Annotated in this window: 21 protein-coding genes and 1 tRNA gene; 18 read left to right on the top strand and 4 right to left on the bottom strand. The window is 40.7% G+C overall.

Annotated elements, in window-relative coordinates:
* The first annotated feature begins 5 nt into the window (after positions 1-5).
* Positions 6-2,264 carry a glycogen/starch/alpha-glucan family phosphorylase gene (gene glgP, locus FBF73_RS07180; protein ID WP_136937368.1) on the top strand — a complete coding sequence of 753 codons (2,259 nt, stop codon included), beginning with the start codon at positions 6-8 and terminating at the stop codon, positions 2,262-2,264.
* Positions 2,265-2,497: 233 nt separating this feature from the next.
* On the top strand, positions 2,498-2,704 hold the full coding sequence (locus tag FBF73_RS10135) for a hypothetical protein (protein WP_136937367.1): 207 nt from the start codon (positions 2,498-2,500) through the stop codon (positions 2,702-2,704).
* Positions 2,705-2,814: 110 nt separating this feature from the next.
* On the opposite strand, the gene FBF73_RS07170 is transcribed toward FBF73_RS10135, so the two are convergent.
* The gene (locus FBF73_RS07170; protein ID WP_136937366.1) at positions 2,815-3,663 is read right to left on the bottom strand and encodes a putative RNA methyltransferase; all 849 of its coding nucleotides are present in this window, start codon (positions 3,661-3,663) and stop codon (positions 2,815-2,817) included.
* 257 nt (positions 3,664-3,920) lie between these two features.
* Between FBF73_RS07170 and FBF73_RS07160 the strand changes: the two genes are divergently transcribed.
* Both FBF73_RS07160 and FBF73_RS07155 read left to right on the top strand, forming a co-directional pair.
* Positions 3,921-4,199 (top strand): DUF6110 family protein, encoded by a 279-nt coding sequence (locus FBF73_RS07160; RefSeq protein ID WP_000910910.1) that lies wholly within the window; start codon positions 3,921-3,923, stop codon positions 4,197-4,199.
* 1 nt (position 4,200) lies between these two features.
* The gene (locus tag FBF73_RS07155; RefSeq protein WP_136937365.1) at positions 4,201-6,261 is read left to right on the top strand and encodes a heavy metal translocating P-type ATPase; all 2,061 of its coding nucleotides are present in this window, start codon (positions 4,201-4,203) and stop codon (positions 6,259-6,261) included.
* Between the two features lie 77 nt (positions 6,262-6,338).
* Here FBF73_RS07155 and tyrS read toward each other — a convergent pair whose 3' ends face one another.
* A complete protein-coding gene (tyrS, locus tag FBF73_RS07150; RefSeq protein ID WP_136937364.1) occupies positions 6,339-7,595 on the bottom strand; it encodes a tyrosine--tRNA ligase in 1,257 nt (418 codons plus the stop codon).
* A gap of 140 nt (positions 7,596-7,735) precedes the next feature.
* Here tyrS and pbp1b point away from each other — a divergent pair, with 140 nt between their 5' ends.
* The 7 genes from pbp1b to FBF73_RS07115 all read left to right on the top strand — a co-directional run bounded on the left by pbp1b (position 7,736) and on the right by FBF73_RS07115 (position 15,225).
* Positions 7,736-10,180, top strand: coding sequence for a penicillin-binding protein PBP1B (pbp1b, locus tag FBF73_RS07145; protein WP_136937363.1), 2,445 nt, complete (start codon positions 7,736-7,738; stop codon positions 10,178-10,180).
* A 77-nt stretch (positions 10,181-10,257) separates the two neighbouring features.
* Entirely contained in the window at positions 10,258-11,169 is a 912-nt protein-coding gene (locus FBF73_RS07140; RefSeq protein ID WP_136937362.1) for a DMT family transporter, read from the top strand.
* Positions 11,170-11,254: 85 nt separating this feature from the next.
* Positions 11,255-11,953 (top strand): 2,3,4,5-tetrahydropyridine-2,6-dicarboxylate N-acetyltransferase, encoded by a 699-nt coding sequence (gene dapD, locus FBF73_RS07135; protein WP_000127460.1) that lies wholly within the window; start codon positions 11,255-11,257, stop codon positions 11,951-11,953.
* A 67-nt stretch (positions 11,954-12,020) separates the two neighbouring features.
* The gene (locus tag FBF73_RS07130) at positions 12,021-13,151 is read left to right on the top strand and encodes an N-acetyldiaminopimelate deacetylase (protein ID WP_136937361.1); all 1,131 of its coding nucleotides are present in this window, start codon (positions 12,021-12,023) and stop codon (positions 13,149-13,151) included.
* An 11-nt stretch (positions 13,152-13,162) separates the two neighbouring features.
* A complete protein-coding gene (locus tag FBF73_RS07125; RefSeq protein WP_136937360.1) occupies positions 13,163-13,702 on the top strand; it encodes a 5-formyltetrahydrofolate cyclo-ligase in 540 nt (179 codons plus the stop codon).
* Complete coding sequence (locus tag FBF73_RS07120; protein ID WP_136937359.1) at positions 13,686-14,363, top strand: rhomboid family intramembrane serine protease; 678 nt, start codon at positions 13,686-13,688, stop codon at positions 14,361-14,363. The genes FBF73_RS07125 and FBF73_RS07120 overlap by 17 nt, the downstream gene beginning before the upstream one ends.
* Before the next feature lie 331 nt (positions 14,364-14,694).
* Entirely contained in the window at positions 14,695-15,225 is a 531-nt protein-coding gene (locus tag FBF73_RS07115; protein WP_042749927.1) for an ATPase AAA, read from the top strand.
* A 140-nt stretch (positions 15,226-15,365) separates the two neighbouring features.
* Here the strand turns inward: FBF73_RS07115 and galU are convergent, their stop codons facing one another.
* Positions 15,366-16,265 (bottom strand): UTP--glucose-1-phosphate uridylyltransferase GalU, encoded by a 900-nt coding sequence (gene galU, locus FBF73_RS07110; protein WP_136937358.1) that lies wholly within the window; start codon positions 16,263-16,265, stop codon positions 15,366-15,368.
* 21 nt (positions 16,266-16,286) lie between these two features.
* Entirely contained in the window at positions 16,287-17,303 is a 1,017-nt protein-coding gene (locus tag FBF73_RS07105; RefSeq protein WP_050253633.1) for an NAD(P)H-dependent glycerol-3-phosphate dehydrogenase, read from the bottom strand.
* 218 nt (positions 17,304-17,521) lie between these two features.
* Between FBF73_RS07105 and patA the strand changes: the two genes are divergently transcribed.
* The 7 genes from patA (at position 17,522) to FBF73_RS07065 (ending at position 25,711) form a co-directional block, all read left to right on the top strand.
* The gene (patA, locus tag FBF73_RS07100) at positions 17,522-19,228 is read left to right on the top strand and encodes a multidrug efflux ABC transporter subunit PatA (protein WP_136937357.1); all 1,707 of its coding nucleotides are present in this window, start codon (positions 17,522-17,524) and stop codon (positions 19,226-19,228) included.
* Between the two features lies 1 nt (position 19,229).
* Positions 19,230-20,996: a multidrug efflux ABC transporter subunit PatB gene (gene patB / locus FBF73_RS07095; RefSeq protein ID WP_124788376.1), complete on the top strand. Its 1,767-nt coding sequence runs from the start codon at positions 19,230-19,232 to the stop codon at positions 20,994-20,996.
* Between the two features lie 289 nt (positions 20,997-21,285).
* A complete protein-coding gene (locus tag FBF73_RS07090; protein ID WP_136937356.1) occupies positions 21,286-21,975 on the top strand; it encodes a gamma-glutamyl-gamma-aminobutyrate hydrolase family protein in 690 nt (229 codons plus the stop codon).
* A 168-nt stretch (positions 21,976-22,143) separates the two neighbouring features.
* Positions 22,144-23,493, top strand: coding sequence for a glucose-6-phosphate isomerase (locus FBF73_RS07080; RefSeq protein ID WP_136937355.1), 1,350 nt, complete (start codon positions 22,144-22,146; stop codon positions 23,491-23,493).
* Positions 23,494-23,623: 130 nt separating this feature from the next.
* Positions 23,624-25,084, top strand: a complete 1,461-nt coding sequence (gene gltX, locus FBF73_RS07075; RefSeq protein WP_136937354.1) for a glutamate--tRNA ligase — start codon at positions 23,624-23,626, stop codon at positions 25,082-25,084.
* 13 nt (positions 25,085-25,097) lie between these two features.
* Positions 25,098-25,532, top strand: a complete 435-nt coding sequence (locus FBF73_RS07070) for a cytidine deaminase family protein (protein ID WP_136937353.1) — start codon at positions 25,098-25,100, stop codon at positions 25,530-25,532.
* A gap of 107 nt (positions 25,533-25,639) precedes the next feature.
* Positions 25,640-25,711, top strand: a tRNA-Glu gene (locus tag FBF73_RS07065).
* Positions 25,712-25,953: the final 242 nt, after the last annotated feature.

The raw sequence follows: 25,953 nt of genomic DNA, 5'->3' as shown, positions 1-25,953 counted from the left end.
TAAACATGTTATCACTACAAGAATTTGTACAAAATCGTTACAATAAAACTATTGCAGAATGTAGCAATGAAGAGCTTTACCTTGCTCTTCTTAACTACAGCAAGCTTGCAAGCAGCAAAAAACCAGTTAACACTGGTAAAAAGAAAGTTTACTACATCTCAGCTGAGTTCTTGATTGGTAAACTCTTGTCAAACAACTTGATCAACCTTGGTCTTTACGACGATGTTAAAAAAGAACTTGCAGCTGCAGGTAAAGACCTAATCGAAGTAGAAGAAGTTGAATTGGAACCATCTCTTGGTAATGGTGGTTTGGGACGTTTGGCTGCCTGCTTTATCGACTCAATTGCGACTCTTGGTTTGAACGGTGACGGTGTTGGTCTTAACTACCACTTTGGCCTTTTCCAACAAGTTCTTAAAAACAACCAACAAGAAACAATTCCAAATGCATGGTTGACAGAGCAAAACTGGTTGGTTCGCTCAAGCCGTAGCTACCAAGTGCCATTTGCAGACTTTACTTTGACATCAACTCTTTACGATATTGATGTTACTGGTTATGAAACAGCAACTAAAAACCGCTTGCGTTTGTTTGACTTGGATTCAGTTGATTCTTCTATCATTAAAGATGGTATTAACTTTGATAAGACAGACATCGCTCACAACTTGACTCTCTTCCTTTACCCAGACGATAGTGACCGTCAAGGTGAATTGCTCCGTATTTTCCAACAATACTTCATGGTTTCAAATGGTGCGCAATTGATCATCGACGAAGCAATCGAAAAAGGAAGCAACTTGCATGACCTTGCTGACTACGCAGTTGTACAAATCAACGATACTCACCCATCAATGGTTATCCCTGAATTGATTCGTCTTTTGACCGCACGTGGTATCGAGCTTGACGAAGCAATCTCAATCGTTCGTAGCATGACTGCCTACACTAACCACACAATCCTTGCTGAAGCCCTTGAAAAATGGCCTCTTGAATTCTTGCAAGAAGTGGTTCCTCACTTGGTACCAATCATCGAAGAATTGGATCGTCGTGTGAAAGCGGAATACAAAGATCCAGCTGTTCAAATTATCGATGAGAGTGGACGTGTTCACATGGCTCACATGGATATCCACTACGGATACAGCGTTAACGGGGTAGCGGCACTCCACACTGAAATCTTGAAAAATTCTGAGTTGAAAGCCTTCTACGACCTTTACCCAGAAAAATTCAACAACAAAACAAACGGTATTACTTTCCGTCGTTGGCTCATGCATGCTAACCCAAGACTTTCTCACTACTTGGATGAGATTATTGGAGAAGGTTGGCACCATGAAGCAGATGAGCTTGAAAAACTCTTGTCTTACGAAGACAAAGCAGCTGTCAAAGAAAAATTGGAAAGTATCAAGGCTCACAACAAACGTAAATTGGCTCGTCACTTGAAAGAACACCAAGGTGTGGAAATCAATACAAACTCTATCTTTGATATCCAAATCAAACGTCTTCACGAGTACAAACGCCAACAAATGAACGCTTTGTATGTAATCCACAAATACCTTGACATCAAAGCTGGTAACATCCCTGCTCGCCCAATCACAATCTTCTTTGGTGGTAAAGCAGCTCCAGCCTACACAATCGCTCAAGACATCATCCACTTGATCCTTTGCATGTCAGAAGTTATTGCTAACGATCCAGCAGTAGCTCCACACTTGCAAGTAGTTATGGTTGAAAACTACAACGTTACTGCAGCAAGCTTCCTTATCCCAGCATGTGATATCTCAGAACAAATCTCACTTGCTTCAAAAGAAGCTTCAGGTACTGGTAACATGAAATTCATGTTGAACGGAGCTTTGACTCTTGGTACTATGGACGGTGCTAACGTGGAAATCGCTGAGTTAGTTGGAGACGAAAACATCTACATCTTTGGTGAAGATTCAGAAACTGTTATCGACCTTTACGCAAAAGCAGCTTACAAATCAAGCGACTTCTACGCTCGTCAAGCTATCAAACCATTGGTTGACTTCATCGTTAGCGATGCAGTTCTTGCAGCTGGAAACAAAGAACGCTTGGAACGTCTTTACAATGAATTGATCAACAAAGACTGGTTCATGACTCTCCTTGACTTGGAAGACTATATCAAAGTCAAAGAGCAAATGTTGGCTGACTACGAAGACCGTGACGCATGGTTGGATAAAGTCATCGTTAACATTTCTAAAGCAGGATTCTTCTCATCTGACCGTACAATCGCTCAGTATAACGAAGATATCTGGCACTTGAACTAAGATACAAATTTATACTAATAAGATTTGTAAAAAGCGAATTTCGATTGAAATTCGCTTTTTTTGAATGAGGTGGATTTGAGTCAATCATGTCTTAAAAGAAGAGAAATCATAGACGAATTGAAGGTTTAACACTCTCTTTCAACCTCATCTTTCTTTGTAGATGATTACCTCATCTTTCTTGTATTCGCTTACATAAAGTATTATAATATGATTGTAGGAAAGAAGGTGTTTTTATGTGGAAAAAATATTTTTCAAAATATAAATGGACTGATTTATTTTGGATTGTATTTGTTATTTTGACATGCCTCTTGATGGGTAATGATACTCTTTTTCCACTTACCCATCAAGAAATCTCTTATCATGGGTGCTTATTTGGAATTACACTTGCCTTATATCATTTACTATTCATTGATAAGTTTGTTATTTCGAATCGAAAATAAAGATTAGAGCTTAGAATTATTAAATTTCAACTCTCTTCAGATAGATAGCTTAAAAATTGCAATTTAAAACCGCATATCTTCTTGAAATGCGGTTTCTTTTTATGTGCCAATTACAGTGCTTTCCCAACAAGAATTTCTGCTTCGATGGTAATCTCTGTCAGCTGGCTCCAGTCAATCTTGCTCTGGTCAACATGAAAGAGAAGGGGCGTCATGCTGAGTAGGGCTTGGAGCTGCTCTGCTGTGATACTCTTAGTCAGAGAGGCAGTTTGACTAGATAGGATGGTAAAGTGTTCTTGGAAATGATTTTTAATATCTTGATTAGAATAATCCTTGTTTGTCAGCTGGTCTTGTACCTTCTGACGGATTTCCTTGAGGTGATTTTTAGTTGGAATAACCTTTATCAAGATACTGTCTTTGGATAAAACGCGACGAAATTCTCCGTAATTGGCAGGGGAAAAGATATCAAGTAAGATATCCATGCTAGCGTCTTTTATAGGAAGGCGAGCTAAGTCGCCAACGAACCAATTGACTGCCCAGTTGGATTCGCTTTTGGCAGCGATTTGGACGGAATCTTTTGAAATGTCAAAGGCATAGAAGGTTTTTTCAGGGTGACTTTCTTGGAGTTTTCGAGAATAGAATCCTTCACCACAACCGATATCTAAAATTGTTTTGGCATTTTTTGAGTTTGAAAGTAAATCAGAAACGACCTCTAGAATAGCCTGATAAAAGCCGGCTTCTAGGATTTGTTGGCGGTTTTGAAAGTTTTCCTTGTCGTAGTTGGCAGATTGTTTGATTTGAGGTGCCAGATTGACATAGCCAAATTTAGCCAGGTCAAAAGAATGACGATTGTTACATTTGAGACTGCTCTCTACCAGAGTCAGATTTTCTTGGCAGATAGGACAGGCAAAGGCAGTCGCAGAAGCGAAGCGCTGAAGTTTGGGTTTGAGATTTGTATTCATAGTTTAAGTGTATCAAAAGAGGCAAGTGAAAGCAACTTTAGGAGTAAGTAGATGAGAGATTCAGTAGAAATAAAACTAATACTCTTCGAAAATCAAATTCAAACCACGTCAACGTCGCCTTGCCGTACTCAAGTACAGCCTGCGGCTAGTTTCCTAGTTTGCTCTTTGATTTTCATTGAGTATAATTCTCCAATTTATAAAATAAAATTGCTTTTATATCTAAATTTCTATATAATAATGATAAGGAGGAAATAAGTATGTTAAAAGAAGTATTAACCGTTGCAAAAGTTGCGAAAAAATCATCACTCTTTTTGGGTGGTGTCGCATTTGGTACCCTTGGCTTGAAAATCTTAGCAAGTAAGGAAGCTAAAAAAGGTTATTCTAAAGCTTTGGCTAAGGCTTACAAGTTGAAAGACGGGCTAGATGCATCTGTTTCTGTTGTGAAACAACATGGAGACGATGTCTTGCAAGATGCCAAATATTTGTACGAGCAAGAGAAAAAAGAAGAGCAATTAGATAGCCTTATAGGAGAATAATATGTCTTTTAAAGTGCTACATAGAGGATACCAACATATCCGACTATCATCTTCTTTTTCACTCACCTTGGATATTCAAGACTATCTTCGTTCCTTGGCGAGAGATGAAAAGGGGATTGAGTCTATCCAGTTTTACATGGATCAACAGCACTTTACTCTACGTATAAAAGAAGGCTTTTCTGTATTAGATAATGCAGAAGCCTTTTTAAAAAGAATTGATAAAGGGAGAGTTTCTGAGTTGATGACTCTTCCCATTCGTAGAGAAGAGAGTGCTTATTCTATTGTTTCAGGTGCAGCGATTAAGCGTATACTTTTTCGTAGTTTTGTGCCGTATCCTATTCGCTATATATGGACTTGTTATCAGGCTTTTGGCTATATTAGAGAAGCCTATCAAACACTAGCGCGTAAGGAACTAACGATGGAGGTCTTGGACTGTTCGGCGATTTTATTGTCCTTGTTTATGAACCAATCCAAGACAGCTAGCAATATCATGTTTATGCTTGATTTGGGGAATCATTTAGATCAGTGGTCCTTGAAAAAAACTGCAACAGATTTAGAACAAAGCCTTCTTGCAAAAGAGAGCGATGTATTTCTAGTACAGGGGGATACGGTCGTTAGTATCAAGAGTTCCGATGTTCAAATAGGAGATGTCTTGGTCCTATCTCAAGGAAATGAAATTCTGTTTGATGGACAAGTAGTTTCAGGTTTAGGTATGGTCAACGAAAGTTCCTTGACGGGAGAGAGTTTTCCAGTTGAAAAAAGAGAGTCTGATTTGGTTTGTGCAAATACAGTATTAGAAACTGGAGAGTTGCGCATTCGTGTAACCGATAATCAGATGAACAGCCGTATTTTACAGCTGATTGAGTTGATGAAGAAATCTGAAGAAAATAAGAAAACGAAACAACGCTATTTCATCAAGATGGCGGATAAGGTCGTCAAATATAATTTCTTGGGGGCTGGTCTGACTTACCTATTAACAGGTTCTTTTTCTAAGGCTATTTCTTTCCTATTGGTCGATTTCTCCTGCGCTTTGAAAATCTCTACTCCTGTAGCTTATTTAACAGCTATCAAGGAGGGGTTGAATCGTGAAATGGTGATTAAGGATGGAGATGTTCTGGAGAAATACCTGGAAGTTGATACTTTCTTGTTTGATAAGACGGGAACAATCACAACTAGTTATCCTATAGTTGAAAAGGTGTTACCTTTTGGGGACTATAGTGAGGAAGATATTCTCAGAATCAGTGCCTGTCTTGAGGAACACATCTATCATCCTATTGCTAATGCCATTGTCAAGCAAGCTGAGATAGAGGGAATTGAACATGAGGAAATGCATGGGAAACTTCAATATATTGCAAGCAAGGGAATTAAGTCCCATATTGATGGCCAACCAGTTCTTATTGGGAATTATGTCTTGATGCAGGATGAGCAGATTCATATCAGTTCGGAACAAAATGCTTTAATTGAAGAGTACAAGAGTCACTACAATCTCTTATTCTTGGCTTATCAGAATGAATTGATTGGAATGTTCTGCATCCATACCCCTTTGAGAAAAGAAGCAAAAGCAGCCTTGGAGAAACTTAAGACTCAAGGGAAAAAATTGATTCTGGCAACAGGGGACACCCTGGTTAGGACAGAGGAATTAGTCAAAGATTTGCCCTTTGATCAGGTCTATACAGACTTGAAACCTGATGGGAAGTTTGAGTTAGTAGAGAAACTGCAGAAAGCAGGTCACACCATTTTGATGGTTGGAGATGGGTTGAATGACTCAGCTGCTCTAACCCTATCAGATATCGGTGTGGTGATGAATGAGAGTGCAGATATTTCTAAGCAGATGAGTGATATCTTATTGTTAGATAATCGCTTGGATTTCTTCCAAGAGTTGGATTGGCTATCATCATCTTTGCAAACACTCATCAAGAAGAATATTCAAGATACCGTTGTCGTAAATAGTAGTTTGATTGGCTTTGGCTTGTTTAATTGGCTCAGTCCTTCAAACCTCTCTATCTTACATAATCTAACAACCTTACGTATAGTCCTGCGTAGCCTGTCTATTAAGGGATAGGTGGGGACTATTAACAGCAAAAAGGAGTTACCTTTATCGAGGTTAACTCCTTTGTTTATAAGTAAATGTTGAATAGTTTAGTAAGTCAATACAAAGTATTTTTTCTTACCACGACGGATAACAGTCAGTTCGTTTTCAAGCTTATCTGCGTCACTCAAGACATAGTCAAGGTCTTGGATGCGGTCGCCGTTGACGTAGATAGCTCCGTTTTGGACATCTTCACGGGCTTGACGTTTTGAGTTCACCACACCAGAAGACACGAGAAGTTCCACGATATTGTGGTTTTCGTCTGCTTGAACTTGGTAGTTTGGCACTCCACGAAGTCCTTGTTTGAGTTCTTTAACAGAAAGGTTTTTGATGTTTCCTGCAAAGAGTTGCTCAGTGATGTTGAGGGCTTCTTTGTAGGCTTCTTCGCCGTGAACAAGTGTAACAACTTCACGAGCTAATACTTTTTGAGCCAAGCGTTCGTGTGGAGCCGCTTCAAACTGTTTACGGATATCTTCAATCTCTTCAAGTGACAAGAAAGTAAAGATCTTCAAGAAGCGAACAGCGTCTGCATCCATAACGTTCATCCAGAATTGGTACATTTCGTATGGAGAAGTCTTTTCAGGATTGAGCCAGACTGCGTTTCCTTCTGATTTACCAAATTTCTTACCAGTTGCGTCTGTAATCAATGGAACAGTGATAACGTGGCCAGTCTTGTCAGCCTTACGGCGAAGCAATTCTGTACCAGCTGTCATATTTCCCCACTGGTCAGAACCACCGATTTGTAGCGTTACGTTGTGATCTTGGTTAAGGACGTAGAAGTCGTACCCTTGCATGATTTGGTAGGCAAACTCAGTGTAAGAAATCCCTGTTTCGATCCGTTTTTTAACAGATTCCTTACTCATCATGTAGTTGACCGTGAAGTATTTTCCGATATCACGGAGGAAGTCAATGAAGCTGATGCTGCCAAACCAGTCGTAGTTGTTGACCATGACAGCTTTATTTTCGCCATTTTCAAAGTCAAGAAAACGAGAAAGTTGTCCTTGGATAGACTTGACCCAGCCATTTACTGTGTCTTTTGTTTGGAGACTACGTTCAGCATCTTTGAAGGACGGATCTCCGATGAGACCTGTAGCACCGCCAACGAGCGCATAAGGTTTGTGACCTGCTAGCTGTAAGCGACGACTTGTCAAGATTGCGACAAGGTGGCCTAGGTGAAGACTGTCAGCAGTTGGATCATAGCCAGTATAATAAGAAACTTGACCTTCTTCTAGGGCTTTACGCAAAGCTTCTTCATCAGTCGTTTGAAAAATCAAACCACGCTCTTTTAGCTCATCAAAAATGTGCATATGTCTTTTCTCCTTTATAAAATATTGTTTCTACCTATTGTATCACAAACTTGGGCAATAGCCTAGTAGAATAGGGAAGAAAGTGGCTATTTTATTGAAAGTTTACCTTTTATGGTATAATAGAAAGAGCGAGGATATTCATGAAAGAAAGAATCAGTGAATTAAAAACAAAAATGTTGAACATTTTTCAACAAGGTACCCTGAGGAAAAAACAAGAGGGTAAGAAACATAAAAAGTCTAGTTCAGTAAATCATCCGATTGGAGTCGGATCTATTTTTGCGAAAATTTTGAGAGGTATTAAAGTAGCCTTTAATACTCTTTTTATCCTAGGTTTTATCGGTGGGCTTTTTGGAGCTGGTGTAGCTATTGGTTATGGAGTTGCTTTGTTTGACAAGGCTAAGGTCCCTCAAACAGAGGAGTTGTTGAAGCAAGTTAAGAATATTGCTTCCATATCAGAAATCACTTATTCTGACGGTAGTACAATCGCTTCGATTGAGGGGGATTTGCTACGTACTTCTGTCGGCTCAGATGCTATCTCTGATAACTTGAAGAGGGCTATCATTGCGACAGAGGATGAACATTTTAACGAACACCATGGAGTTGTACCTAAGGCTGTTATTCGTGCGACTCTGGGAACATTTGTTGGTCTGGGGTCGTCCAGTGGAGGTTCGACCTTAACGCAGCAGGTCATCAAACAGCAGGTTGTTGGAGACGCTCCGACATTGGCTCGTAAGGCAACAGAGATTGTCGATGCACTTGCTTTAGAAAGAGTGATGGGGAAAGATGAGATTCTAACAGCCTATCTCAATATCGCTCCTTTTGGTAGAAATAATAAAGGGCAAAACATTGCAGGTGCCCAGCAAGCAGCAGAAGGAATTTTCGGTGTAGAAGCAAGTAAATTGAGCGTACCACAAGCTGCGTTTATCGCAGGTTTGCCCCAGAGTCCTATTAGTTATTCTCCTTATGAATCTGACGGCAGTATGAAGAGTGATGAGGATATGGCTTTGGGAATCAAGCGTGCCAAGGACGTGCTGTACAATATGTATCGCACAGGTGCATTAAGCCAGGAAGATTATCAACAATATAAGGATTATGATTTTAAAAAAGATTTCCTACCATCTGGTAGTGTGAGTACTGCTTCTCGTGGTTATCTTTACTTTGCGACTCTAGCCGAAGCTGTAGATAGGATGTATGACTATTTGATTCAGCAAGATAATATTTCTAGTCAAGAATTGAAAAATGAATCTATTCAGAAAGCTTATCGTGATTTAGCAACTAAAGAAATTGAAAATGGCGGGTATAAAGTTACCACAACTATAAATAAAAATATCCACACAGCCATGCAGAATGCTGTTGCTAGTTATGGCCGACTAGTGGATGACTCGACAGGACAGCCTGAAGTGGGAAATGTTTTGATGGATAACAAAACAGGAGCTATCCTTGGGTTTGTTGGTGGTCGAAATTATCAAGAAAATCAGAATAATCACGCCATCGATACCAAACGATCTCCTGCTTCCACAACCAAACCTCTCTTGGCCTATGGTATCGCTATTGATCAGGGGCTGATGGGGAGTGCAAGCATCTTGTCCAACTATCCGACAAATTTCTCTAACGGGAATCCGATTATGTATGTCAATAGTCCTGGTACGGCTATGATGACTCTTGGAGAAGCTCTTAATTATTCATGGAATATACCGGCCTATTGGACCTACCGCACGCTTCGAGAGAAGGGTGTTGATGTGAAAGGCTACATGGAAAAAATGGGTTATGAAATTCCAGAATATGGTATTGAAAGTTTACCTATGGGTGGAGGAATTGAGGTCACAGTTGCCCAGCATACCAACGGTTATCAGACCATAGCTAACAATGGTGTTTATCAACAGAAACACATGATTGCTAAGATAGAGTCTCCTGATGGCCGAGTGATTTATGAATATAAATCTCAACCTGTTCAGGTTTATTCTAAGGCAACAGCGACTATTATGCAGAGTTTACTCCGTGATGTCATTTCATCTCGTATTACTTCTAGTTTCCAGTCAGACTTATCGTCTATTAATCCTAGTCTAGCAAGTGCAGATTGGATTGGAAAAACGGGGACAACGAATGAAGACGAGAACATGTGGCTCATGCTTTCGACACCTAGATTGACTCTAGGAGGTTGGTTAGGTCATGATGATAATCGACCACTTGCTAAAGGTGCAGGTCACTACCGAAATGCCAATTATATGGCTCATTTGGTCAATGCTATTCAACAAGCTGAACCAGGTATTTGGGGAAATGAGCGCTTTAATCTTGATTCTAGTGTCACAAAATCACAGGTGCTAAAATCAACAGGGCAAAAGCCGGGCAAGGTCTCAATCAATGGAAAGGAAGTTGATATTTCAGGGTCTACAGTAACAAGTTACTGGGCTACAAAAGAAGGAGCACCAGTCACTACTTACAGATTTGCGATTGGGGGTAGCGATGCAGACTATCAGAATGCTTGGAAGAGTATTCTAGGAAATCTCCCTAGTTTGACATTACCAAATGTAAATAATAACTCTGGAACAAGATCATCAACAGGAACTTCTAGGTCTAATCGATAATATAGAGTAGTAGCAAGGATAAAAATGTTCTATCCTTGCTACTTTTTTCTTTTTCATTTTCATGTTAAAATAAATATATGAATCAATATCAGAAAAAGATTGTTAAGGGGACAATCTATTCACTATTATCAGGTTTAATCTGGGGGATTTGCGGGATTTTAGGAGAGTATTTCTTTACTCATTATAAAGTATCTTCGGGCTGGATTACTTCTATGCGTTTACTGGTAGCAGGAAGTCTTGTTTTGATCCTATCAGCCTTTCAGTTACGTAGGAAGTTAGTCGATATTTGGCGAGATAAGAAAAATTACCTGCCCTTTTTAGCCTATGCTATTTTGGGGATTTTTTCTGTGCAGTTTTTCTTTTATCTATGCGTTGAGTACTCAAATGCGACAACTGCGACTATTTTACAATTTATCAGTCCAGTTTTTATCCTATTTTACAATCGAATGGTTTACAAAAAGAAGGCGTCTCTTAGTGCTATCCTATATGTTTTGATTGCCATGCTGGGTGTGTTTTTAATGGCTACTAGAGGAGATTTATCGCAGCTGTCTATGACTCCCTTGGCTTTGATAACTGGCTTGCTCAGTGCAGTTGGAGTCATGTTTAATGTTATCTTGCCACAATCTTTTGCCAAGCGATATGGCTTTATACCGACAGTTGGTTGGGGGATGATTATAGCGGGATTATTTAGTAACCTACTCCATCCAGTCTATCGTGTTACTTTTCGGTTAGATATTGTGAGTGTGTTGATTTGCTTAACGATAGCTGTATTCGGGACTGCATTTGCTTTCTTTATTTCGATGAAGGCGGTATCCCTTGTATCTCCTTTGGTTGTATCAGTGGTGAGTGCTAGTGAACCCCTTTCTTCAGCTTTACTGAGCGTTCTCTTTCTTGGTCTAGTTATGGATGGATTTCTAGCTTTGTCTATGGTGTTGATTATTGTTCCTATGATTTTCTTGTCTGTCGAAGAAGCTAAGGGGAGAAATTAAAGAGGGTTATTTTAATAGTTGAGGCTTCAAATTTGAGGCCTTTTTTGGTAGAATAGGTATCATTATAATGAACTAGGAGGCGCCTATGACTGCTACAAAAATGAACGCTCAAGAAATTATCCAATTTATCGCCAATGCCGAAAAGAAAACCAGTGTGAAAGTAACCTTTGAGGGACAACTCGCAACTGCTGTACCTAGCTCTGTTGTTAAACTAGGAAATGTTCTATTCGGAGACTGGAAGGACGTGGCTCCGCTTCTCGATGGTTTGGTAGAAAATCAAGACTATGTTGTTGAGCAAGATGCTCGTAATTCCGCAGTTCCTTTGCTAGATAAACGTGCTATCAATGCTCGTATTGAGCCGGGTGCTATTATCCGTGACCAAGTTGAAATTGGTGACAATGCTGTTATCATGATGGGAGCGGTTATCAATATCGGTGCTGAAATTGGTGCAGGAACTATGATTGATATGGGAGCTATCCTTGGTGGCCGTGCTATCGTTGGGAAAAACAGCCATGTTGGTGCAGGTGCAGTTTTGGCAGGTGTGATTGAGCCAGCTAGCGCAGAACCAGTCCGTGTTGGAGACAATGTTCTTATCGGTGCCAACGCAGTGGTTATCGAAGGGGTCCAAATCGGTAGTGGTTCAGTTGTCGCAGCAGGAGCTATTGTTACCCAAGATGTCCCAGAAAACGTGGTGGTAGCAGGTGTTCCAGCTCGTATCATCAAAGAGATTGATGCCCAAACCCAACAAAAAACAGCGCTAGAGGATGCGCTTCGTACCTTATAATTGTAAAAGTAATAAAGAGGCGGAACCCTTCTTCCAGCCTCTTTCTGCTATATCGGAGGATAGATAGATGTTAGATTTGATTCAGACTAGACGAGATTTGCACCAGATTCCAGAGATTGGCTTGGAGGAGTTCAAGACTCAGGCTTATCTGCTAGATGTGATTGAGAAATTGACTGCGGGCAAGGATTTTGTTCAAGTTCGTACTTGGCGGACAGGGATTTTGGTTTATTTGCAGGGAAGTCAGCCAGAGCGTACCATTGGTTGGAGAACAGATATTGATGGCCTGCCTATCGTCGAACAAACAGGTCTTCCTTTCGCTTCTCAGCACAAAGATCGTATGCACGCTTGTGGCCATGATTTCCACATGACTATTGCTTTGGGCTGTCTTGAGCGAGCCCTTAAGGAGCAACCAAAGAACAATCTGCTCTTTCTGTTTCAACCTGCTGAAGAAAATGAAGCTGGTGGCATGCTCATGTATGAGGATGGGGCTTTTGGAGACTGGTTGCCAGACCAGTTTTATGGTCTTCATGTTCGACCAGATTTGAAGGTTGGTCAGATTGCGACCAATACTCATACACTCTTTGCAGGGACTTGCGAGGTGAAGATCCGTTTCAAAGGCAAAGGAGGACACGCGGCCTTTCCTCATGAAGCTAATGATGCCTTGGTGGCGGCTAGTTACTTTGTAACTCAAGTACAGTCAGTGGTTAGCCGCAATGTCAACCCAATCGAGGGAGCAGTGGTGACCTTTGGTCTTTTCCAAGCTGGAACAACCAACAATGTTATCACAGATACAGCCTTTTTGCATGGAACTATTCGGGCCTTGACACAGGACATGAGTCTCTTGGTGCAAAAAAGGGTCAAAACAGTTGCAGAAGGAGTTGCAGCTGCCTTTGATATGGAAGTCGAAGTGGAACTCAAACAAGGGGGGTACCTGCCTGTTGAGAACCATCCAGCCTTGGCGCGTGAACTAATGGACTTTTTTGAAGAGAAAGACGGAATCGAGTTGATTGATATCGAACCTGCTATGACAGGTGAAGACTTTGGTTATCTCCTTTCAAAAGTTGATGGCGTTATGTTCTGGCTAGGTATTGATAGTCCCTACGCCCTTCATCACCCTCAGATGAATCCTAAGGAAGAAGCCTTAGCCATTGGTGTGGATGCGGTTTCTAGTTTCCTGAAAAAGAAGGCAGCAGAGTAGAGGGATTGTCTATGAAATCGGAATTACGCAAGCAAGTCTTGCATGAAATGAAGGCTTTACCTCGACAGCAAAAACAGTTTATAGACCAAGCTTTAACCGAGCAACTTTTACAACACCCCTTTTACCAAGAAGCCAAGGTCATCGCAACCTACCTCTCTTTTCCTCATGAGTTTCAAACGCAGGAACTGATTGAGCAGGCGCTGAAGGACGGCAAGAAGGTTCTGATACCCAAAACTTATCCCAAGGGGCGCATGGATTTTGTAGTCTATAATCCGCAACAACTGGTCAAAACTTCCTTTGGCTTACTGGAACCACAGGGAAATTTGGAAGTTGTGGATGCCTCTCAGATTGATTTGATTCATGTTCCTGGCTTGGCTTTTACGACGGAAGGCTATCGGATTGGCTACGGCGGAGGTTATTATGACCGCTATCTGGAACATTTTTCTGGTCATACTTTGAGTACGGTTTATCATTATCAAGTTCAGGACTTTATCCCTGAAAACCATGATATTCCTGTTCAGGAGGTTCTGATTGATGAAGGAAATCTTTGATAGACGTTACCCTGTGACGAGTTTCTTCCTTTTGGTAACGGCCTTGGTGTTTCTACTAATGCTGGTCACTGCAGGCGGAAACTTTGACAGGGCAGATACCCTATTTCGATTTGGAGCCATGTATGGCCCTGCCATTCGTCTCTTTCCCGAGCAAGTTTGGCGTCTCTTCTCTGCCATTTTTGTTCATATTGGGTGGGAGCATTTCATTGTCAATATACTTTCTCTCTATTATCTTGGTAGGCAAGTAGAGGAAATTTTCGGATCCAAGCAGTTTTTCTTTCTCTATCTTTTATCTGGAATGATGGGCAATCTTTTTGTTTTTGTATTTAGTCCCAAATCCTTAGCAGCAGGAGCTTCTACTTCTCTCTATGGGCTATTTGCTGCAATTATTGTTCTTCGCTATGCAACCCGCAATTCTTATATTCAGCAGTTGGGTCAATCTTATCTGACACTTTTTGTGGTTAATATTATTGGAAGTGTTCTGATTCCAGGAATCAGTCTAGCAGGTCATATCGGAGGTGCAGTCGGTGGAGCATTTCTAGCAGTTATCTTTCCAGTTAGAGGAGAGAAACGGATGTATAGCGCTAGTCAGAGACTGGTAGCAGTAGTGTTATTCGTAGGACTCGCAGTTCTGCTTTTCTACAAGGGAATGGGGTTGTGACGACTAATATGTAAACTTGAATAAGAAAAAAGCTACTTAAAAATGAGTAGCTTTTAATGTGATTTGGAACCATTCGAAACAATACAGCAAGTTAAAATAAGGCTTTGTATGTAGATGATTTGAGAAAGTGAGCGCCCATTCTATCGCGAAGAAGTCATTTGTAAATAAGTTTTTTTGCAGAAAATTGAGAATGGTGTGCTTTTTTATTTCTTTTGTATCGTAAGTTTCTAGAATATAGTGTTGTATCAGTCTTATTATATATTTTAAAAATAGAAAATGTTATAATATTAGAAATTGATTGAAGAATTATTAGAATAAAAGAGGTATAAAGTTGGAAAATTGTGTTTACATTATTTCAGGCCCCCCAGGCGTTGGGAAAAGTACTGTTAGTAAAGAGTTAGCTTATTCTTTTGATAAAAGTGCAGTTATAGAGGGGGATTTGATTTACTTAATGATTAAAGGTGGCATAGTGGCTCCCTGGGAAGATGAGGGCTATTACATGGATTTGTTTTGGGACAATATCATCAGCTTGACCAATAATTTTATAACTCGAGGCATCTCTGTCGTAATAGAGTATGTCATTTTTGAATACCAACTGAAGAAAATTGCTTCTTTCTTAAAAGAAAAACAAATTGGTCTAAAATATTGTGTCTTAATGGCCGAAGAAAAAACCTTGAAAGATAGGGATGACTCTCGAAAAGAAATTGAAAGAGTGGGCAACTTATCAATACAAGCAAGAAGTGAGTTTCTAGCTAAAAATAAGGAGAAGGAAAAACATTTTCTGTATACAGATGATTTAGACGTCCCCAAAATAGCAAATATCATTAAAACTTCAAATCGATTTTTGATTGAAAATCTGTAATCCATCATTAAGGACCGAAGTTGAGTTGGTAGATTTAGAGACATATCTCATAAATCTTTAAATTGTATGTAAATTTGTAAAATAATTAAGTCTCCAGAGTCAACTTGCTGGAGACTTAATTTATTAACTGGAAACTAATTCTATTCCCCCTCAGCCAATTCTTTTCCCAGTTGGATGAGGTAATCTTTCAAGTCATCTTTGACTTGTGGGTGCTTGAGGGCATAGTCAATAGATGTTTTCATAAAGCCAAACTTATCGCCAACGTCGTAACGAGCTCCTGTAAATTCGCGGGCGAAAACACGTTGTGTTTTATTAAGCGTATCAATAGCGTCGGTAAGCTGGATCTCATTTCCAGCACCGGGAGCTTGATTTTCGAGGATTTCAAAAATTTCTGGTGTGAGCAGATAGCGTCCGATGATTGCCAAATCACTTGGAGCATCTTCTGGAGCTGGTTTTTCAACGAAAGTTTCGACACTGTAGAGACCATTAATCCCTTCACCCTGAGGAGCTATAACTCCATATGCTGAAACTTCTTCATGAGGGACAGGCATAACAGCAATTGTTGATGCGTGAGTCGACTCGTAATCATTCATCAATTGTTTTGTCAAAGGTACAGCGTTGTCATCTGTGATATCCATTAGGTCGTCACCCAGCATGACAACAAAGGGCTCATTCCCTACAAAAGCTTTGGCTTGTAAGACAGCATCTCCAAGACCACGAGGATGGCTTTGACGGATAAAGTGAAGGCGAATGCCAGTTGTTTCGTCTACCAATTTTAGCAAGTCATGTTTGCATTTTTCTTTGAGGTTGTACTCAAGCTCAAAGTTTGAGTCAAAGTGGTCTTCAATAGAACGTTTTGATTTACCAGTAACAACCAGAATATCTTCAATACCTGATTTAAGAGCTTCTTCTACGATAAATTGGATAGTTGGTTTGTCTACAATTGGCAACATTTCTTTAGCAAGTGCTTTGGTTGCTGGTAAAAATCGAGTCCCGAGTCCAGCGGCAGGGATGACTGCCTTTCTAACTTTTGATGTCATAAGAATCCTTTCTTTAGAGGGTTAAGACCACTCATTTTCTGCTTTAAATTCATTGTTCATGATGTCATAAATGGCATCTTTGATATTGGTTCCGTGGTAGATAACTTGGTAAATGGCCTGTGTAATTGGCATATAGACTCCAAGTTCTTGTGCTAGTTCATAGGCTGCTCGAGTCGTTGAAATTCCTTCAATCACCATGCCCATGTTGGCTTCGATATCAGCTAGGGATTCTCCACGACCAAGAGCATCTCCGGCTCTCCAGTTACGAGAGTGGATAGAGGTTCCAGTTACGATCAAATCTCCCACACCAGATAAGCCACTATAGGTCAATGGATTGGCCCCGAGTGCTACCCCTAGGCGGGTAATTTCTGCCAAGCCTCGAGCGATGATGGCTGCCTTGGCATTGTCACCAAATCCCAAACCATGTAAAGCTCCGGCACCGACAGCAATAATATTTTTGAGAGCACCAGCGGTTTCGACCCCGATAACATCCGTGTTGGTATAAAGTCGGAAGTAGTGATTGCTAAAAAGCTCCTGAACGTATTGAGCTGTTTGTAAATCTTTTGAAGCAGCAGTGATTAAAGTTAGGTCACGCACAATGGTCTCTTCTGCATGACTAGGACCTGAAACAACGACAATATCACTGCGGAGATGTTCAGGAATTTCTTCTTCAAGGATGGTTGATAATCGTTTATGGCTATCAGGCTCTAATCCCTTTGATGCGTGCATGATGATCGCCTTATGGTCCAAGGTTTGTGCAACTTGCTGAGCAACAAGTCGTGTCACTTTTGTTGGGACAACAAACAAAATCGCATCCACATCTTTTAATGCCTCTGCTAAGTCGGTGTAGGCAATGATATTTTCGTCTAGAACGACATCTTTAAAGTAGTGCTTATTAGTATGATAGGTATTAATTTCATTGATTTGCTCGGGAAGATTTCCCCAAATACGTACCTCGTGTCCATTGTCATTTAAGACTTGTGAAAGGGCAGTTCCCCAAGAACCAGGCCCCAAGACGGCGATGGTTTGTTTTTCCATATTCCCCTCCTTTATAACCTTCTTTTTACTATTTTACCATAAAAACCTTTATCAAAAAACCTTTATCATGCATTACTGTAGATGAAAGCGCACTAATTTGTATCAAGGAGACTTCTTTGACAAGTTCCCACTTTTTTGCTAGAATAACATCACACAAACAGAATGAGAAGGAGCTGACGTATTGTCGCTCCCTTTTGTCTATTTTTTAAGGAGAAAGTATGCTGATTCAGAAAATCAAAACCTACAAGTGGCAGGCCTTAGCTTCGCTTCTGATGACAGGCTTGATGGTTGCTAGTTCACTTCTGCAACCGCGTTACCTGCAGGAAGTGTTAGACGCCCTCCTTGCTGGGAAATATGAAGCTATTTATAGTATCGGAGCTTGGTTGATTGGCATGGCCGTGGTCGGTCTGGTTGCTGGTGGGCTCAATGTTATCCTTGCAGCCTATATTGCCCAAGGAGTTTCATCCGACCTTCGAGAGGATGCATTCCGTAAAATCCAAACCTTTTCTTATGCCAATATTGAACAATTTAATGCGGGAAATCTAGTCGTTCGTATGACAAATGATATCAACCAGATTCAGAACGTCGTCATGATGACCTTCCAAATTCTTTTTAGACTTCCACTCTTGTTCATCGGTTCGTTTATCCTGGCGGTTCAAACCTTACCTTCTCTGTGGTGGGTGATTGTTCTCATGGTAGTCTTGATTTTTGGTTTGACTGCTGTCATGATGGGAATGATGGGGCCTCGTTTTGCCAAGTTTCAAACCCTTCTTGAGCGCATCAATGCCATTGCCAAGGAAAATCTGCGTGGCGTTCGCGTGGTCAAGTCCTTTGTCCAAGAAAAAGAGCAGTTTGCGAAGTTTACGGAAGTCTCAGACGATCTTCTCGGTCAAAATCTTTACATCGGCTATGCCTTTTCAGTAGTAGAACCTTTTATGATGCTAGTTGGTTATGGGGCGGTTTTTCTCTCTATTTGGCTGGTTGCGGGGATGGTTCAGTCGGATCCGTCAGTTGTTGGCTCCATTGCTTCCTTTGTTAATTACCTAAGCCAGATTATCTTTACTATTGTTATGGTTGGATTTTTAGGAAATTCTGTCAGTCGTGCTATGATTTCCATGCGTCGTATTCGAGAAATTCTGGACGCAGAGCCGGCCATGACCTTTAAGGATGTCCCGGATGAAGAGTTGGTCGGAAGTCTTAGCTTTGAAAATGTGACCTTTACCTATCCAATGGACAAGGAACCGATGCTGAAAGATGTGAGCTTTACTATTGAACCTGGTCAAATGGTTGGTGTCGTTGGAGCGACTGGTGCAGGAAAGTCAACCTTGGCTCAATTGATTCCACGTCTCTTTGACCCACAGGAAGGGGCTATCAAAATTGGAGGTAAGGATATTCGTGAAGTGAGTGAAGGAACCCTGCGTAAAGCTGTCTCTATCGTTCTCCAACGTGCCATTCTCTTTAGTGGAACGATTGCAGATAACTTGAGACAGGGTAAGGGAGATGCTACTCTATTTGAAATGGAGCGTGCAGCCAACATTGCTCAGGCTAGCGAATTCATTCATCGTATGGAGAAAAGCTTTGAAAGTCCAGTTGAAGAACGGGGGACCAATTTCTCTGGTGGGCAAAAGCAAAGGATGTCGATTGCTCGTGGGATTGTCAGCAATCCGCGTATTCTGATTTTTGACGATTCGACCTCAGCCTTGGATGCCAAGTCAGAGCGCTTGGTCCAAGAAGCCTTGAATAAGGACTTGAAGGGAACAACAACCATTATCATCGCGCAAAAGATTAGCTCGGTTGTCCATGCAGATAAAATTTTGGTTCTAGATCAAGGACGATTGATTGGTCAAGGTACGCATGCAGACTTGGTTGCCAACAATGCCGTTTACCGTGAAATCTACGAAACACAGAAGGGAAAGGAGGAGTAAAATGAAGACAGTTCAATTTTTTTGGAATTATTTTAAGGTCTACAAGTTCTCATTTGTGGTTGTTATCTTGATGCTGGTTCTATCAACTCTTGCCCAAGCCCTCTTTCCGGTCTTTTCTGGACAAGCGGTGACGCAGTTAGCTAATTTAGTTCAAGCTTATCAAGATGGCAATCCAGAACTTGTCTGGCAAAGTCTATCAGGAATCATGGTCAATCTTGGTCTGCTAGTTTTGGTTCTGTTTATCTCCAGTGTGATATACATGTGTCTCATGACGCGCGTGATTGCAGAGTCGACCAACGAAATGCGAAAAGGCCTCTTTGGGAAGCTTGCCCGATTGACGGTTTCTTTTTTTGACCGTCGACAAGATGGCGATATCCTGTCTCGTTTTACCAGTGATTTGGATAATATCCTCCAAGCCTTTAATGAAAGTCTGGTTCAGGTCATGAGCAATATTGTTTTATACATTGGTCTGATTCTTGTCATGTTTTCGAGAAATGTGACGCTGGCCCTCATCACCATTGCCAGCACACCAGTGGCCTTCCTTATGTTGATTTTCATCGTAAAAATGGCACGCAAATACACCAACCTCCAGCAGAAAGAGGTAGGGAAGCTCAACGCCTATATGGATGAGAGTATCTCAGGCCAAAAAGCCGTGATTGTGCAAGGAATTCAAGAGGATATGATGGCAGGATTTCTTGAACAAAATGAGCGCGTGCGCAAGGCAACCTTTAAAGGAAGAATGTTCTCAGGAATTCTTTTCCCTGTCATGAATGGGATGAGTCTGGTCAACACAGCCATCGTTATCTTTGCTGGTTCAGCTGTACTTTTGAATGATAAGTCTATTGAAACAAGTACAGCCCTAGGTCTGATTGTTATGTTTGCCCAATTTTCACAGCAGTACTATCAGCCTATTATCCAAGTTGCGGCTAGTTGGGGAAGTCTTCAGTTGGCCTTTACGGGGGCTGAACGGATTCAGGAAATGTTTGACGCAGAGGAAGAAATCCGACCTGAAAAGGCTCCAATCTTCACTAAGTTACAAGAAGGTGTTGAAATTAGTCATATTGATTTTTCATACTTGCCTGATAAACCTATTTTGAAAGATGTCAGCATTTCCGCTCCGAAAGGCCGGATGACCGCGGTTGTTGGTCCGACAGGTTCAGGGAAAACGACTATTATGAATCTTATCAATCGCTTTTATGATGTTGATGCTGGTGGTATTTATTTTGACGGCAAAGACATTCGTGACTATGATTTAGATAGTCTTAGAAGCAAGGTGGGAATTGTTTTGCAAGATTCGGTCCTATTTAGCGGAACGATTCGAGACAATATCCGTTTCGGTGTACCAGATGCTAGTCAAGAAATGGTTGAGGTAGCAGCCAAGGCAACCCACATTCACGACTATATCGAAAGCTTACCTAACAAATACGATACTCTTATAGATGATGACCAGAGCATCTTCTCGACAGGGCAGAAACAATTGATTTCTATCGCTCGAACCCTGATGACAGATCCAGAAGTTCTCATTCTCGATGAAGCAACTTCAAACGTAGATACGGTGACAGAAAGCAAGATTCAGCATGCCATGGAGGCGGTTGTAGCAGGCAGAACCAGTTTTGTCATTGCCCATCGTTTGAAGACCATCCTCAATGCAGACCAGATTATTGTCCTCAAAGATGGAGAAGTCATTGAACGTGGTAATCACCATGAACTCTTAAAACTAGGTGGATTCTACTCAGAACTCTATTACAATCAATTTGTCTTTGAGTAAGAAAAAAGTTGTCCTATGCGGGCAGTTTTTTCTTATCCATAAAAAATATTTATCACGACCTTAAAAAAAACATATTAGACGAAAGACGTTTTGAGTGATAAGATAGGACTATCGTTATACTCAATGAAAATCAAAGAGCAAACTAGGAAGCTAGCCGTAGGTTGCTCAAAGCACTGCTTTGAGGTTGTAGATAGAACTGACGAAGTCAGTAACATATATACGATAAGGCGACGCTGACGTGGTTTGAAGAGATTTTCGAAGAGTATTAACATTCGAAAGGAGAGACATCATGACTAGAACGGTTGTAGGAGTTGCTGCAAATCTATGTCCCGTAGATGCAGAGGGCAAAAACATTCATTCATCTGTATCTTGTAGATTCGCAGAGAGTATTCGTCAAGTCGGTGGTCTCCCTTTAGTTATTCCTGTTGGTGATGAGTCAGTTGTACGCGATTATGTAGAAATGATAGATAAACTTATCTTGACAGGCGGTCAAAATGTCCATCCTCAGTTTTATGGAGAGAAAAAGACCATCGAGAGTGATGATTACAACCTAGTACGTGATGAGTTTGAACTGGCTCTCTTGAAAGAAGCGCTCCGTCAGAATAAACCAATTATGGCAATCTGTCGCGGTGTCCAACTTGTCAATGTTGCCTTTGGCGGAACCCTCAATCAAGAAATTGAAGGTCACTGGCAAGGACTACCTTTCGGAACATCTCACTCTATTGAGACAGTAGAAGGAAGCGTGGTGGCCAAGCTGTTTGGAAAAGAAAGTCAGGTTAACTCGGTCCATCGTCAAAGTATTAAAGATTTGGCACCTAATTTCCGTGTAACTGCTATTGATCCAAGAGACCAAACCATCGAAGCGATTGAGTCTATAGATGAGCACCACATTATCGGTTTGCAGTGGCATCCAGAGTTTCTGGTTAATGAAGAAGATGGCAATTTAGAATTATTTGAGTATTTATTGAATGAACTGTAACGACTGGTGTATCTAGTCGTTCTTTCTTTTATTTTTTCAATTTTTTGAATATGGGATTTTTACGCAAACGTTTGAATTCTGATAAAAATTGGAGAAATTCGACAAAAAAACTTGAAAAAAACGAAGGCAAGCGTTATGATAGAAAAGAAGAAATATTGGAGGAATAACATGTCACATATTAAATTTGATTATTCAAAAGTTTTAGACAAATTTGTTGCACCACATGAAGTGGAATACATGCAAGCACAAGTTACAGCTGCTGACGAAATGATTCGTAAAGGAACTGGTGCTGGTAGCGACTTCCTAGGATGGTTGGATCTTCCTGAAAACTATGACCGCGAAGAATTTGACCGCATCTTGAAAGCTGCTGAGCAAATCAAGTCAGACAGTGATGTTTTAGTTGTTATTGGTATCGGTGGATCTTACCTTGGTGCTAAAGCAGCAATCGACTTCTTGAATCACCACTTTGCAAACTTGCAAACAAAAGAAGAACGCAAAGCTCCACAAATCCTTTACGCAGGAAACTCAATCTCATCTACTTACCTTGCTGACTTGGTGGAGTATGTTGCAGACAAAGACTTCTCAGTAAACGTGATTTCTAAATCAGGTACAACAACTGAACCAGCTATCGCTTTCCGTGTCTTCAAAGAACTTTTGGTTAAGAAATACGGTCAAGAAGAAGCCAACAAACGTATCTATGCAACAACTGACCGACAAAAAGGTGCTGTTAAGGTTGAAGCAGATGCTAACGGTTGGGAAACATTTGTTGTTCCAGATGACATCGGTGGACGCTTCTCTGTATTAACAGCTGTTGGTTTGCTTCCAATCGCAGCATCAGGAGCTGACATCAAAGCCCTTATGGAAGGCGCGAATGCAGCTCGCAAAGACTACACTTCAGACAAAATCTCTGAAAACGAAGCTTACCAATACGCAGCAGTTCGTAACATTCTTTACCGTAAAGGCTATGCAACTGAGATCTTGGTAAACTATGAGCCATCACTTCAATACTTCTCAGAATGGTGGAAACAATTGGCTGGTGAATCAGAAGGGAAAGACCAAAAAGGTATCTACCCAACTTCAGCCAACTTCTCAACTGACTTGCACTCACTTGGTCAATTTATCCAAGAAGGAACTCGTATCATGTTTGAAACAGTTGTCCGTGTTGATAAACCTCGTAAAAACGTGATTATCCCTAGCTTAGAAGAAGACCTTGATGGACTTGGTTACCTTCAAGGAAAAGACGTTGACTTTGTAAATAAAAAAGCGACTGATGGTGTTCTTCTTGCCCACACAGATGGTGACGTACCAAACATGTACGTGACCCTTCCAGAGCAAGATGCCTTCACTCTTGGTTACACTATCTACTTCTTCGAATTGGCTATCGCCCTTTCAGGTTACTTGAATGCTATCAACCCATTTGACCAACCAGGTGTTGAAGCTTACAAACGTAATATGTTCGCCCTTCTTGGAAAACCAGGATTTGAAGAATTAAGCAAAGAACTTAACGCACGTCTATAATAATAGAAGAAAAGAGTGGTTTGCCCACTCTTTTTACTCTCTTTATTCATAGAAATTGGACTCAGCCAAGACTTGTGATATAATATAGAGAGCAAAAAGGCAGATGCCTAGAGACTTTATAGGAGAAACTATGTCAAAAGATATCCGCGTACGTTACGCACCAAGTCCAACAGGACTACTACACATCGGGAATGCCCGTACAGCATTGTTTAACTATTTGTATGCACGCCATCATGGTGGAACATTTATCATTCGTATCGAAGATACTGACCGTAAACGTCATGTCGAGGATGGGGAACGTTCACAGCTTGAAAACCTTCGTTGGTTAGGTATGGATTGGGATGAAAGCCCAGAAACACATGAAAATTACCGCCAATCTGAGCGTTTGGACTTGTATCAAAAATACATCGACCAATTATTAGCTGAAGGAAAGGCCTACAAATCTTACGTTACAGAAGAAGAATTAGCAACTGAACGCGAACGCCAAGAAGCAGCTGGTGAAACGCCTCGATATATCAACGAATACCTTGGTATGAGTCAAGAGGAAAAAGCGGCTTACATCTCAGAACGTGAAGCAGCAGGCATTATCCCAACTGTGCGCTTGGCTGTCAATGAGTCAGGTATCTATAAGTGGCATGATATGGTTAAAGGCGATATCGAATTTGAAGGTGGCAATATCGGTGGTGACTGGGTTATCCAAAAGAAAGATGGTTACCCAACTTACAACTTTGCCGTTGTTATCGATGACCACGATATGCAAATCTCTCATGTTATCCGTGGAGATGACCACATTGCTAATACACCAAAACAGCTTATGGTCTATGAAGCCCTTGGTTGGGAAGCTCCAGAGTTTGGTCACATGACCTTGATTATCAACTCTGAGACTGGTAAGAAGTTATCTAAACGTGATACTAATACACTTCAATTTATCGAAGATTACCGAAAGAAAGGTTACCTTTCAGAAGCAGTCTTTAACTTTATTGCTCTTCTTGGTTGGAACCCAGGTGGCGAAGATGAAATCTTCTCTCGTGAAGAACTCATTAAACTTTTCGATGAAAACCGCCTCAGCAAGTCTCCAGCAGCCTTTGACCAGAAAAAACTAGACTGGATGAGCAATGACTATATCAAGAATGCAGATCTAGAAACTATCTTTGAAATGGCAAAACCATTCTTAGAGGAAGCAGGACGTTTGACTGACAAAGCTGAAAAACTAGTTGAGCTCTATAAACCACAAATGAAATCAGTAGATGAAATTATTCCATTGACAGATCTTTTCTTCTCAGATTTCCCAGAATTGACAGAAGCAGAGCGCGAAGTCATGGCGGGTGAAACAGTCCCAACAGTTCTTGAAGCCTTCAAAGCAAAACTTGAAGCGATGACAGATGATGAATTTGTGACAGAAAATATTTTCCCGCAAATCAAAGCTGTTCAAAAAGAAACAGGTATTAAAGGGAAAAATCTTTTCATGCCTATTCGTATCGCAGTTTCAGGTGAAATGCATGGACCAGAATTACCAGATACAATTTTCTTGCTTGGACGTAAAAAATCAATTCAGCATATCGAAAATATGTTAAAAGAAATCTCTAAATAAGAAGGATGTAATAATGGACATCTGGGAAAAGATGTACGAAGAAGCACAGAAATTGTATAATCCACATGAAGTATCTGATTTTGTTTATGCTAATCATGTCGTTGCCGCAGTAGCAGCAGAAGATGGACAAATATTTACAGGATTCTGTATGGAGGGAACCTGTGGTGTGTTCCATCTCTGTGCAGAACGGGCTGCCCTCTTCAATATGTATCAATTCTCGGGACAAACTAAGGTTAAGAAAGTATTAGCCTTTCGAGACAAACCACCTTATGGTGGAAGTTCGGGTATGCCTTGTGGCGCTTGCAGAGAATTCCTTTTAGAGCTTAATGCTGAAAATAAAGATGCAGAATTCATGATGGACTATGATACAAGAAAGACAGTGAAAGTCGCAGAATTAATACCCTATTGGTGGGGAGAAGAACGTGCTTCTAAGTTTAAAGAGCAATAGAAGGGCCAGTACAATTCTGGCTCTTTTTAATTAATTTGAAAAAGATAAAAAAAGTAGTTGACAAAGTTAGAAAAATGGGTATAATAGTAAGAGTTGAAAATAACTCTGGTCCGTTGGTCAAGGGGTTAAGACACCGCCTTTTCACGGCGGTAACACGGGTTCGAATCCCGTACGGACTATGGTATGTTGCGGATGAAATACTGATTGAAAAAAAGTTTTAAAAAAGTTTCAAAAAAGTGTTGACAAGAAAAAGCAGCTGTGATATACTAATATAGTTGTCACTTGAGAGAAGCAAGTGACAAAGACCTTTGAAAACTGAACAAGACGAACCAATGTGCAGGGCACTACAACTAAGGTTGTAGTACTGAACAATGAAAAAACAATAAATCTGTCAGTGACAGAAATGAGTGAGAACTCAAAC

Origin of the sequence: Streptococcus mitis, from assembly GCF_005144795.1 — a bacterium.
GTDB lineage: Bacteria > Bacillota > Bacilli > Lactobacillales > Streptococcaceae > Streptococcus > Streptococcus mitis_BB.
This window is presented reverse-complemented; position numbering and strand designations above follow the sequence as displayed.

Excerpts from the sequence above, each read along its gene's own strand:
- glgP (WP_136937368.1), top strand. The coding sequence starts at position 6 with ATGTTATCACTACAAGAATTTGTACAAAATCGTTACAATAAAACTATT.
- pbp1b (WP_136937363.1), top strand. The coding sequence starts at position 7,736 with ATGAAAGAAAGAATCAGTGAATTAAAAACAAAAATGTTGAACATTTTT.
- FBF73_RS07140 (WP_136937362.1), top strand. The coding sequence starts at position 10,258 with ATGAATCAATATCAGAAAAAGATTGTTAAGGGGACAATCTATTCACTA.
- gltX (WP_136937354.1), top strand. The coding sequence starts at position 23,624 with ATGTCAAAAGATATCCGCGTACGTTACGCACCAAGTCCAACAGGACTA.
- FBF73_RS07125 (WP_136937360.1), top strand. The coding sequence starts at position 13,163 with ATGAAATCGGAATTACGCAAGCAAGTCTTGCATGAAATGAAGGCTTTA.
- FBF73_RS10135 (WP_136937367.1), top strand. The coding sequence starts at position 2,498 with ATGTGGAAAAAATATTTTTCAAAATATAAATGGACTGATTTATTTTGG.
- FBF73_RS07160 (WP_000910910.1), top strand. The coding sequence starts at position 3,921 with ATGTTAAAAGAAGTATTAACCGTTGCAAAAGTTGCGAAAAAATCATCA.
- FBF73_RS07105 (WP_050253633.1), bottom strand. The coding sequence starts at position 17,303 with ATGGAAAAACAAACCATCGCCGTCTTGGGGCCTGGTTCTTGGGGAACT.
- patA (WP_136937357.1), top strand. The coding sequence starts at position 17,522 with ATGCTGATTCAGAAAATCAAAACCTACAAGTGGCAGGCCTTAGCTTCG.
- FBF73_RS07130 (WP_136937361.1), top strand. The coding sequence starts at position 12,021 with ATGTTAGATTTGATTCAGACTAGACGAGATTTGCACCAGATTCCAGAG.
- tyrS (WP_136937364.1), bottom strand. The coding sequence starts at position 7,595 with ATGCACATTTTTGATGAGCTAAAAGAGCGTGGTTTGATTTTTCAAACG.
- patB (WP_124788376.1), top strand. The coding sequence starts at position 19,230 with ATGAAGACAGTTCAATTTTTTTGGAATTATTTTAAGGTCTACAAGTTC.
- FBF73_RS07120 (WP_136937359.1), top strand. The coding sequence starts at position 13,686 with ATGAAGGAAATCTTTGATAGACGTTACCCTGTGACGAGTTTCTTCCTT.
- FBF73_RS07090 (WP_136937356.1), top strand. The coding sequence starts at position 21,286 with ATGACTAGAACGGTTGTAGGAGTTGCTGCAAATCTATGTCCCGTAGAT.
- galU (WP_136937358.1), bottom strand. The coding sequence starts at position 16,265 with ATGACATCAAAAGTTAGAAAGGCAGTCATCCCTGCCGCTGGACTCGGG.
- FBF73_RS07170 (WP_136937366.1), bottom strand. The coding sequence starts at position 3,663 with ATGAATACAAATCTCAAACCCAAACTTCAGCGCTTCGCTTCTGCGACT.
- dapD (WP_000127460.1), top strand. The coding sequence starts at position 11,255 with ATGACTGCTACAAAAATGAACGCTCAAGAAATTATCCAATTTATCGCC.
- FBF73_RS07070 (WP_136937353.1), top strand. The coding sequence starts at position 25,098 with ATGGACATCTGGGAAAAGATGTACGAAGAAGCACAGAAATTGTATAAT.
- FBF73_RS07080 (WP_136937355.1), top strand. The coding sequence starts at position 22,144 with ATGTCACATATTAAATTTGATTATTCAAAAGTTTTAGACAAATTTGTT.
- FBF73_RS07155 (WP_136937365.1), top strand. The coding sequence starts at position 4,201 with ATGTCTTTTAAAGTGCTACATAGAGGATACCAACATATCCGACTATCA.